The sequence below is a fragment of the Pantoea sp. Morm genome (assembly GCF_016643525.1).
GTDB lineage: Bacteria > Pseudomonadota > Gammaproteobacteria > Enterobacterales > Enterobacteriaceae > Pantoea > Pantoea dispersa.
This window is the reverse complement of the sequence record NZ_VOQX01000130.1, coordinates 1-9,979: the sequence shown is the minus strand read 5'-3', so window position 1 is coordinate 9,979 and position 9,979 is coordinate 1. Positions and strand designations below refer to the sequence as shown.

At 58.8% G+C, this 9,979-nt stretch carries 9 protein-coding genes and 1 pseudogene; 4 read left to right on the top strand and 6 right to left on the bottom strand.

The features are described from left to right. The 5 genes from rsxC to ydgT all read right to left on the bottom strand — a co-directional run. Positions 1 to 1,791 (bottom strand): electron transport complex subunit RsxC (rsxC, locus tag FT726_RS24660; protein ID WP_346303613.1); only part of this gene is annotated, 1,791 nt, incomplete at its 3' end. Then, positions 1,784 to 2,362: an electron transport complex subunit RsxB gene (rsxB, locus tag FT726_RS24655; protein ID WP_021506189.1), complete on the bottom strand. Its 579-nt coding sequence runs from the start codon at positions 2,360 to 2,362 to the stop codon at positions 1,784 to 1,786. The genes rsxB and rsxC, both read right to left, overlap by 8 nt. A gap of 1 nt (position 2,363) precedes the next feature. Further along, complete coding sequence (rsxA, locus tag FT726_RS24650; RefSeq protein ID WP_010618951.1) at positions 2,364 to 2,945, bottom strand: electron transport complex subunit RsxA; 582 nt, start codon at positions 2,943 to 2,945, stop codon at positions 2,364 to 2,366. Between the two features lie 122 nt (positions 2,946 to 3,067). Then, positions 3,068 to 3,511, bottom strand: a complete 444-nt coding sequence (locus tag FT726_RS24645; protein WP_058758460.1) for a DUF2569 domain-containing protein — start codon at positions 3,509 to 3,511, stop codon at positions 3,068 to 3,070. A gap of 109 nt (positions 3,512 to 3,620) precedes the next feature. Next, the gene (ydgT, locus tag FT726_RS24640) at positions 3,621 to 3,836 is read right to left on the bottom strand and encodes a transcription modulator YdgT (protein ID WP_010618950.1); all 216 of its coding nucleotides are present in this window, start codon (positions 3,834 to 3,836) and stop codon (positions 3,621 to 3,623) included. Between the two features lie 674 nt (positions 3,837 to 4,510). On the opposite strand from ydgT, the gene ytfQ reads away from it, so the two are divergent. Genes ytfQ through yjfF form a run of 4 tightly spaced genes read left to right on the top strand, consistent with a single transcriptional unit; the run spans position 4,511 to position 9,034 of the window. Beyond that, on the top strand, positions 4,511 to 5,467 hold the full coding sequence (ytfQ, locus tag FT726_RS24635; RefSeq protein ID WP_021506185.1) for a galactofuranose ABC transporter, galactofuranose-binding protein YtfQ: 957 nt from the start codon (positions 4,511 to 4,513) through the stop codon (positions 5,465 to 5,467). Between the two features lie 54 nt (positions 5,468 to 5,521). After that, on the top strand, positions 5,522 to 7,042 hold the full coding sequence (locus tag FT726_RS24630; RefSeq protein ID WP_021506184.1) for a sugar ABC transporter ATP-binding protein: 1,521 nt from the start codon (positions 5,522 to 5,524) through the stop codon (positions 7,040 to 7,042). Continuing rightward, on the top strand, positions 7,035 to 8,051 hold the full coding sequence (ytfT, locus tag FT726_RS24625) for a galactofuranose ABC transporter, ATP-binding protein YtfT (protein WP_058758461.1): 1,017 nt from the start codon (positions 7,035 to 7,037) through the stop codon (positions 8,049 to 8,051). Before FT726_RS24630 ends, ytfT begins: the two co-directional genes overlap by 8 nt. Then, complete coding sequence (gene yjfF / locus FT726_RS24620; protein ID WP_021506182.1) at positions 8,048 to 9,034, top strand: galactofuranose ABC transporter, permease protein YjfF; 987 nt, start codon at positions 8,048 to 8,050, stop codon at positions 9,032 to 9,034. Before ytfT ends, yjfF begins: the two co-directional genes overlap by 4 nt. 455 nt (positions 9,035 to 9,489) lie before the next feature. On the opposite strand, the pseudogene FT726_RS24615 reads toward yjfF, so the two are convergent. Further along, a pseudogene (locus FT726_RS24615) lies at positions 9,490 to 9,979 on the bottom strand (L-arabinose isomerase); the annotation flags it as partial.

The window sequence follows — 9,979 nt, the reverse complement described above, 5'->3', positions numbered from 1 at the left end:
TGCTGCAGCGGCTTTCTTCGCTTTGGCACGCGCAATAGCCGCTTCAACCGCCGCTTTGCGCGGATCGCTTTCTGCGGTCGTGGTGTCAGCGGCTGGCTGTGCCGGCGCGGCCACTTTCTTCGCTTTAGCACGCGCAATGGCGGCTTCCACGGCGGCCTTGCGCGGGTCAATGGCCTGGCGGCTTAGCGGTTCGGTTTCAGCCTGCTTCTCAGCCTGCTGCGCCAGCGCCTGCGCATGGCGCGCTTCGCGTTCGGCGGCTTCCTGTTCCGGCGTTTTGGCCTGCCGCGCTTTCACGCGCCCGGTTGCCGCTTCCAGCTCGGCTTTATCGCTGCGCGCAACCCGCTGTTTGGCCTGCTCGTGGCGCGCTTCCCGCGCCAGTTTTTCCCGCTCAAGGCGTGCCTGACGCGCTTCAAAGCGTGCTTTGGCTTCGGCGGTGCGTTTGGCCTCCAGATCGATGGCGCGCAGTTCGGCTTTTTCCTGACGATAATACTGCACCAGCGGAATATTGCTGGGACAGACATACGCACAGGCACCGCACTCAATGCAGTCATCAATGTGATGGGCGCGCGCTTTGTCATGATCGCCACCCTGGCTGTACCAGTACAGCTGCTGCGGCAGCAGTTTTGCCGGGCAGGCGTCAGCGCAGGCGCTGCAACGGATGCAGGACTGTTCTTCCTGTGGTTGCCCCATCTCGCTGGCCGACGGTGCCAGAATACAGTTGGTGATCTTCACCACCGGCACGTTGAGGGACGGCAGGGTAAAGCCCATCAGCGGCCCGCCCATGATCACCATCTGGCGCGCGCCCGGCGTGAAACCGACCTGTTGCAACAGATGGCTTACCGGGGTACCGAGACGGCCCCAGACATTACGTGGCCGGGCAATGGCCTCGCCGGTCAGCGTCACCACGCGTTCCGTAATCGGTTCGCCATCGACAATGGCGCGCTTCACCGCCCAGGCGGTGCCGACGTTCTGCATCAGCACGCCAATGTCGGTGGAGCGTCCGCCGTGCGGCACTTCCCGCCCGGTGAGAATTTTGGTCAGCTGTTTGGCGCCGCCGGAAGGGTACTTGGTTGGGATCACCCGCAGCTGCAGCTCGCGGTCACCGGCCAGCGCCTGTTTCAGCGCGGCAATCGCCTCCGGCTTATTGTCTTCAATGCCAATCAGCACGCGTTCCGCCTGCAGCACCCAGGCGAGGATGCGGCAGCCTTCCAGCACTTCCGCCGCACAATCCTGCATCAGGCGATCGTCCGCCGTGATGTAAGGTTCGCACTCGGCGGCGTTGATGATCAGCGTGTTGACGCCGCGCAGTCCGCCGCGCAGTTTGGTGGCGGTCGGGAAGCCCGCGCCGCCGAGGCCCGCAATACCGGCATCGTGGATGCGTTTCACTACCGCGTCCCGACCCAGCGCGCGATAGTCCGGCTGCGGATCGAGCGGCATCCAGCGGTCTTCGCCATCGGCGCGCAGGAAAACGCATAGCTCGGACAGGCCGGAAGGGTGTGCGGTCATGTGTGGCGCGATGGCTTCAATGGTGCCGGAAGTGGGCGCGTGCACCGGTAGCATCCGGCCGCTGCCAAAGGTCAGCGGCTGGCCGCGCAGCACCTTATCGCCCGGCGCGACACAGATTTCGCCTTCGTGGCCAATATGCTGTTTCAACGGAATGATGAACTGCTCAGGCAGCGGGAGCTGGCTGAGCGGCGTGCCGCTGGACTGGGTTTTCATTTCCGGCGGGTGAATGCCGCCTTCGAAATCCCACAGCTTGTCTTTGCGCAGCAGTGATAACAGATTAAGCATGATGTTCTACCGGGATCACCCGTACAGGTATGGTGTCAAGATCCCACTTCCAGTTGGCCGTGGTGGTGGCAACCGGACGCATCTCAATGCAGTCGGTCGGGCAGGGCGCGACGCACAGGTCGCAGCCGGTGCAGACATCGCTCAGCACGGTATGCATGGCGCGCGTGGCACCGACGATGGCGTCAACCGGGCAGGCCTGAATACATTTGGTGCAGCCAATGCAGTTGGCTTCGTCAATCCACGCCACGGTGCGCACCGGCGTCAGCACCTCCGCGCCGCCATCCAGCGGCTGCGGTTCAACGTTAAGCAGCTCGGCCAGCTTCAGCATGGTCTGTTCGCCGCCCGGCGCACATTTGTTAATGGCCTCACCGTTATTGCCCACCGCATCGGCGTACGGACGGCAGCCGGGATAGCCACACTGGCCGCACTGGCTCTGCGGCAGAATCGCATCGATCTGCTCAACAATCGGGTCTTCTTCTACTTCAAAGCGGCGCGAGGCGTAGCCCAGCAGGGCACCAAACACCAGTGCCAGCGCCGCCAGAACAGCAATAGCAATCCAAATCGCGGTCATATCAGAATTTCACCAGACCGGTAAAGCCCATGAACGCCAGCGCCATCAGGCCAGCGGTGATCAGGGCGATGGAGTTTCCTTTGAACGGTGCCGGCACGTTGGCCAGCACCAGACGTTCACGCATGCCAGCGAACAGCACCATCACTAGCGAAAAGCCGAGTGACGCACTGAAGCCGTACAGCGCCGCCTGCAGGAACGTGTGGTTGAGGTTGACGCTCAGCAGCGGCACGCCCAGCACCGCGCAGTTGGTGGTGATCAGCGGCAAAAAGATACCGAGCAGGCGATACAGCGACGGGCTGGTTTTACGCACCACCATTTCGGTGAACTGCACCACTACCGCAATCACCAGGATATAGGCCATGGTACGCAGGTACACCAGATCGAGCGGCAGCAGAATCAGGTGATTCACCAGCCAGGCGCAAATCGACGCCAGCGTAATGACGAACGTGGTGGCAAGTCCCATGCCAATGGCCGTTTCCAGTTTTTTTGACACGCCCATAAAAGGGCAAAGGCCGAGGAATTTGACCAACACGAAGTTGTTCACCAGCACGGTGCCAATAAAGAGCAGTAAGTAATCGGTCATTTTTTAACCTGGAAGCCGAAAGGCGTTTATTATCCGGAATTGAGAGGTGCATCTCAACCTTTGCGCGATTCGTGCGCTGGCTGAGAGCACTCAGAATTAAATTCCTGACGAAAAGAGCGTCATCAGGGCTGAATAAAGGTCTGTTTTACCCGCTGTGAGCGTTTGAAGTAGGGCACAAAGACTGCCGCCGAGAGCAGGGCCAGCAGCAGTGTCTGGATCGCTTTCCCATCGGCCACCGGCGTAAAAGCGAAGGTTTTCAGCGCCAGCAATACGGTCATCAGCAGCCAGAGAATGTAGTGACGTGGCAGACGGCGCGAACGCTGACAAAAGATCCAGCACACCCAGATGCTGTACAGCCACACCGCGGCGGCGGTGAGTAAAGACACCAGCCACTGCGTCATTAAAATACTGGCGTGAGAAAACAGCGTGGTGCGCAGTTCCGTGTCAAACAGCGGCCGCAGATAGAGCGCCACCACCAGCGCGCTGGTCAGCATCGTCATAATCAGCCAGGCCAGCGGCAGCAGCAGCCAGCCGGCAATACGCGGCGGGTTTACCGATTCGGACATGTTGTTCATCCTGATGTAAGAAAAAAGACGAGGCAGAGCGTACCATGTCCAAACGGGTCACGCCCGATTCGGACAGCGCACCAGGGGCAGAAACAGGGATAAGCGCGCTTTACACCACGTAGCGCCAGACGGATTTCGGCACACAGCCGAGGTCATACAGACGGCCACCTGAGGCGAGTTCAGCACGGCGGTGATCGGCGGCGCGGTACATATTGATGATCTCGTTATCATCAGTGAGCGAATAATTGAGGTGATCGTAGAGTTTTTCCAGACTCTCAAGATTATTCACTTTACGAAATTTCAGCAGGTAATCGAGCGCAGTCATGATTGCCATAAAAGATAAAGAACGGGGAAGTGCTCAAGTATAGGGAGCACGCGGCCAGAGTCCAGACACCGCGGTTAAAAAAATTCAAAATTCAGACAACGTGCGCTAATTCGCTCATCAAAAGGGACTTTTTTACGCTTTTATCTTTTTTAACGCGCATATTTCTGCGTATCTGGCGCGTTTTTGGCCCCGTTAACCGGGGGCTGATGAGAAAATTTAACAGCTGCCTTAAACGGTATTCCAGACGCTATTTTTCGCACTTTTGTTGCGCTTATTTTGAAACGCAGCAGGCGCGAAAAAGCGATTTATCTGTAACGGGTGACGCACAAGGGTGCAGCTGTGATGAAACGTCAAATCGCAAGTGTGCGAATTATCACAAAACAGAACATTGCCTGCTGCGCGCATGAATAACCATTCTTTACGTGTCCGTTGTAATCGTTTCCAGTGCCTGCGGTCATAACCGCTTCTGTTTATTACAGTTATTTAACCTCCGCTGACATAAAGTTCAGGCGTTTTGTCCATAAGCTGAGTCAGCTGTCTGACACGCTGATACGCGTAACCCCTTTAATTCATTCTGTTTTGTGAGGTGTGTCGCGCTTGTTTTAGCGCAATTGCGCCAGGCTTGAAGCGCGTTTGTACCCCTACAGCACACTCCCTTCAGAGGAATGAAAATTATGTGGAAACGTTTACTCTTGACCACCATGGTCAGCGCCGCACTCAGCACATCGGTTCTGGCTGCCGACATGACGGTGGGCTTCTCGCAGGTCGGTTCTGAATCCGGCTGGCGTTCTGCCGAAACCAACGTGGCAAAAAGTGAAGCGCAAAAGCGCGGTATCACCCTGAAAATTGCCGATGGTCAGCAGAAGCAGGAGAACCAGATCAAAGCGGTGCGCTCGTTTATCGCTCAGGGCGTTGACGCCATCTTCATCGCGCCAGTGGTACAGACTGGCTGGGAACCGGTGCTGGAAGAGGCCAAAGACGCCAAAATCCCGGTGTTCCTGCTGGACCGCGCCATCGTGGTGAAAGATAAATCGCTGTACATGGCGGTGGTGACGGCCGACAACGTGCTGGAAGGCAAACTGATTGGTGACTGGCTGGTGAAAACCGTCGGTGACAAGCAGTGTAACGTGGTGGAACTGCAGGGTACCGTCGGTGCCAGCGTGGCGATCGACCGTAAGAAAGGCTTTGCCGAAGCCATCGCCGGCCACAACAACATCAAAGTGATTCGCTCGCAGTCCGGTGACTTTACCCGCAGTAAGGGTAAAGAGGTGATGGAGAGCTTTATCAAAGCCGAGAACAACGGCAAAAACATCTGCATGGTGTATGCGCATAACGATGACATGGCGATCGGCGCCATCCAGGCAATTAAAGAAGCCGGCCTGAAACCGGGCAAAGATATTCTCACCGGTTCGATTGATGGCGTGCCGGATATCTATAAAGCGATGCTGGCCGGCGAGGCCAACGCCAACGTTGAGCTGACGCCGGACATGGCTGGCCCGGCGTTTGACGCGCTGGAGAAATTCAAAAAAGACGGCACGCTGCCGCCGAAAATCATCAAAACCGAATCAAAACTGTTCTTACCGGCTGACGCTCAGGCGGAGCTGGATAAGAAAAAAGGCATGGGTTACTGATCCCCGCAACCGCCCTTCGGGGCGGTTTTTATGACGTAAGCGAGGCAGAATCTGATGAGCAGCTACGATGAAACACCCCTGCTGAGCCTCAACGGCATCAGCAAAGGCTTTCCCGGCGTCAAAGCGCTGGATAACGTGTCGTTCAGCATCCGCAAGGGCGAAATCATGGCGCTGCTGGGTGAGAACGGCGCGGGGAAATCGACCCTGATTAAAGTGCTGACCGGCGTCTACACGCGGGATGCCGGCACCATCACCCTCAACGGCGCGGTGATTGCGCCGCACAGTACCGCCGATGCGCAGCAGATGGGCATTGGCACCGTTTATCAGGAAGTGAATCTGCTGCCGAATATGTCGGTGGCGGATAACCTCTACATTGGCCGCGAGCCGCGCCGCTTCGGCATGATCGATCGCAAGCGCATGGTGCGCGACGCCGATGCGCTGATGCGCAACTACGGTTTTGCGCTGGATGTGACGCGTCCGCTTGGCCACTACTCGGTGGCGATGCAGCAGATCATTGCGATCTGCCGCGCAGTCGATCTCTCCGCGCAGGTACTGATTCTGGATGAACCAACTGCCAGCCTTGATGCCAGCGAAGTGGAGATGCTGTTTACCCTGATGGCGCAGCTGAAAGCCAAAGGCATGAGCCTGATTTTCGTCACCCACTTTCTCGACCAGGTGTACCGCATTACCGACCGGATTACCGTACTGCGCAACGGCCAGTTTATCGCCACGCGGGACACCGCCTCGCTGCCGCAGATTGAGCTGATTAAGCTGATGCTGGGGCGAGAGCTGCTGGAAACCGCACTGCAGCGCCAGGGCAGTACGTTACGCAGCAATCAGCCGGTGGTGTCATTTGAGGATTACGGCAAGAAAGGCACCATTGAACCGTTTAGCCTGCAGGTACGGCCGGGTGAAGTGGTGGGGCTGGCCGGACTGCTCGGCTCCGGGCGCACCGAGACCGCCGAGGTGCTGTTTGGCATCCGCCGCGCCGATCGCGGTACCGCCACCATCAAAGGCAAAGTGCAGCATATCCGCACGCCGGCCAAAGCCTCGCGTCTCGGCATGGGCTTCTGCCCGGAAGATCGTAAAACTGACGGCATCATCGGCGCGGCCTCGGTGCGGGAAAACATCATTCTGGCGCTGCAGGCGCAGCGTGGCTGGCTGCGGCCGATCAAACGCCGTGAGCAGCAGGCGATAGCCGAGCGTTTTATCAAGAGCCTGGGTATTCGCACGCCGCACGCCGACCAGCCGGTGGAGCTGCTGTCGGGTGGCAACCAGCAGAAGGTGCTGCTGTCACGCTGGCTGGTGACTAAACCACAGTTTCTGATTCTGGATGAGCCGACGCGCGGCATTGACGTAGGCGCCCACGCCGAGATCATTCGGCTGATTGAATCCCTGTGCGCCGACGGACTGGCGCTGCTGGTCATCTCCTCTGAACTGGAAGAGCTGGTGGGCTATGCCGATCGCGTGCTGATCATGCGCGATCTGAAGCAGGTCGCCGAAATTCCGCTGGAGCAGCTGTCGGTGGCGTCGATCGTCAACGCCATCGCGGACGGAGGAGCACAACATGCTTGAATCGCCTATGACACACGAAAAACCGGAACGGCGGAAGCCGAAGCTGCCGCCGGGCATGCCGCAGATCGTCGCGCTGATTCTGGTGCTGCTGATCGACAGCCTGGTGGCGAATAACTTTTTTGCTATTCACATTCAGGACGGGCGGTTATTCGGCAGCCCGATTGACATTCTCAACCGCGCCGCACCGGTGGCGCTGCTGGCGATTGGTATGACGCTGGTGATCGCCACCGGCGGGATCGATCTGTCGGTAGGCGCGGTGATGGCGATTGCCGGCGCGACGGCGGCGACGCTGACGGTGGCGGGGCACAGCCTGAGTTTTATTATTCTGGCCACGCTCGGCACCGGGCTGCTGTGCGGCCTGTGGAACGGCGTGCTGGTAGCGCTGCTGAAGATTCAGCCGTTTGTCGCCACGCTGATTCTGATGGTGGCCGGGCGCGGCATCGCGCAGCTGATCACCCAGGGACAGATCGTCACCTTTAACAGTGACAGCCTCGCGTGGTTTGGCAGCGGTTCGCTGTGGCTGCTGCCGGTACCGGTGTGGATTACCCTGCTGGTGGCCGTGGCGGTGTGGCTGCTGACGCGCAAAACCGCGCTTGGCCTGTTCATCGAAGCGGTAGGCATCAACCTGCGCGCGGCGCGCAATGCCGGGGTGACCGGCTGGCTGGTGGTGATGTCCACCTACGCCATCAGCGGCGTGTGTGCGGCGGTAGCCGGGCTGATTGTCGCCGCCGATATTCGTGGTGCCGATGCCAATAATGCCGGGTTGTGGCTGGAGCTGGACGCCATTCTGGCGGTGGTGATTGGTGGCGCCTCACTGATGGGCGGGCGTTTTAACCTGGTGCTGTCGCTGGTTGGTGCGCTGATTATCCAGTCAATGAATACCGGCATCCTGCTGTCAGGTTTTCCGCCGGAGCTGAACCAGGTGGTGAAAGCGGTAGTGGTGATGTGCGTACTGCTGCTGCAGTCGCCGCGCTTTATCGCCATGCTGAAGGGGAGACGTAAACCATGATCAAGCGTCATTTACCGTTAATGATTACCCTGCTGGTGTTTGTCGCGGGCTATCTGTTCTGCCTCAGCCAGTTTCCCGGCTTTGCCTCAACGCGGGTGATTTGCAACATCCTCACGGATAATGCGTTTCTCGGCATCATCGCCGTTGGCATGACGTTTGTGATTTTGTCCGGCGGCATCGATCTGTCCGTTGGCGCGGTGATCGCCTTCACCGGCGTGTTCCTGGCGCGCATCATCGGCGACTACCATGTCGACCCGCTGCTGGCCTTTGCGCTGATTCTGGCGGCAGGCGCGCTGTTTGGTGCCATGATGGGCTGGCTAATTGATGCGTTAAAAATCCCGGCCTTTATCATTACGCTCGCCGGGATGTTTTTCCTGCGCGGCTGCAGCTATCTGGTGTCGGAGAACTCGATTCCTATCGATCATCCGCTGTATACCACGTTGTCGAGCCTGGCGTGGAAAATTCCGGGCGGCGGACGTCTCAGCCTGCTGGCGGTGATTATGCTGGTGGTGGTAGCGGGGGGCATTCTGCTGGCGCACCGTACGCGCTTCGGTAATCAGGTGTACGCCATTGGCGGCAATCTGACGTCGGCTCAGCTGATGGGCGTGTCGACGCGCGCCACCACGATTAAGATTTATATGCTGTCGACCACGCTGGCGACGCTGGCAGGCATCGTATTTTCCATTTACACCTCGGCCGGCTACGCGCTGGCCGGGCTGGGCGTCGAGCTGGATGCCATCGCTTCGGTGGTGATTGGCGGTACGCTGCTGTCGGGAGGCGTCGGTACGGTGCTGGGCACGCTGTTCGGGGTGCTGATTCAGGGGTTGATTCAGACATGGATTAACTTCGACGGCACGCTGAGTTCGTGGTGGACCAAAATCGCCATCGGTATTCTGCTGTTTGCCTTTATTGCGCTGCAGCGTCTGCTGACGGTGATGTGGGACCGCCAGCAGAACGCGCCGGTTAAGCGTTTAACCTCTTAGTCGTGATCGCATGTGTGTTAAGAGGTGCGCAAACTGGCGCACCTTTTTTTATGCTCTGATTCGTGGATGTTGGGTAGGGTTGCTGTTAATTGGGTGCCCGGCCCCACAAAGGCCAGCCCGATCGCAAAGAAACCCCGCATCCATGCCGATCGGCCGCGCCATCCCTGGCGCGGACGCTTTGCTAATCGGGCTGGCCTTGATGGGACAGTTAAGTTGTTCATCGCTGTCATTTGTGCGCTGCGCAGCATTTAAATCTGACCACTCGCAGCACACGGATATGAGAAATAGAGGCGGGCAGTGGCGTAAAGCGTACGCTGCAGGGATGCGGCGGCCGGGGCGACAGGGAGGTATTCACGCCGGCTTTACATAACGCCTGCCTTTGTTGACTGGACCGCACGTTTTAAGCCAAAAAAAAGCCGCGATACACTCGCGGCTTACTTCAACATCTCAGGCAATTAACGTTTCAGGCGGTAGTACGCGTCGTTCCAGCGCAGCGCATCTTTGAAGGCCGGCAGGCGCGTCTCGTCATCAATCACCAGCACTTCGATGCCGTGCAGTTCGCCGTACAGGTACATATCCTCAACATCCAGCGCCTGGCTGAACACCGTATGGTGCGCGCCGCCCGCCAGGATCCACGCTTCAGAAGCGGTCGCCAGCGACGGCTGCGCGCGCCACAGCGCACGTGCCACCGGCAACTTCGGCAGCGCCTGCGGCTGTTCAATGGTATCGACCACGTTGACCAGCAGACGGAAGCGGTCGCCCATGTCGATGACGCTGGCGTTCACCGCGCGACCCGCCGGCGTCGAGAAAATCAGACGCGCCGGATCGGCTTTACCGCCAATGCCAAGGAACTGCACATCAATCAGCGGCTTCTCCTCTTTGGCGATCGACGGGCACACTTCCAGCATGTGCGAGCCCAGTACCAGCTCGTTGCCCGGCGCGAAG

Coding starts and splice junctions, on each gene's coding strand:
- rsxB (WP_021506189.1), bottom strand. CDS start 2,362: ATGACCGCGATTTGGATTGCTATTGCTGTTCTGGCGGCGCTGGCACTG.
- rsxA (WP_010618951.1), bottom strand. CDS start 2,945: ATGACCGATTACTTACTGCTCTTTATTGGCACCGTGCTGGTGAACAAC.
- FT726_RS24645 (WP_058758460.1), bottom strand. CDS start 3,511: ATGTCCGAATCGGTAAACCCGCCGCGTATTGCCGGCTGGCTGCTGCTG.
- ydgT (WP_010618950.1), bottom strand. CDS start 3,836: ATGACTGCGCTCGATTACCTGCTGAAATTTCGTAAAGTGAATAATCTT.
- ytfQ (WP_021506185.1), top strand. CDS start 4,511: ATGTGGAAACGTTTACTCTTGACCACCATGGTCAGCGCCGCACTCAGC.
- FT726_RS24630 (WP_021506184.1), top strand. CDS start 5,522: ATGAGCAGCTACGATGAAACACCCCTGCTGAGCCTCAACGGCATCAGC.
- ytfT (WP_058758461.1), top strand. CDS start 7,035: ATGCTTGAATCGCCTATGACACACGAAAAACCGGAACGGCGGAAGCCG.
- yjfF (WP_021506182.1), top strand. CDS start 8,048: ATGATCAAGCGTCATTTACCGTTAATGATTACCCTGCTGGTGTTTGTC.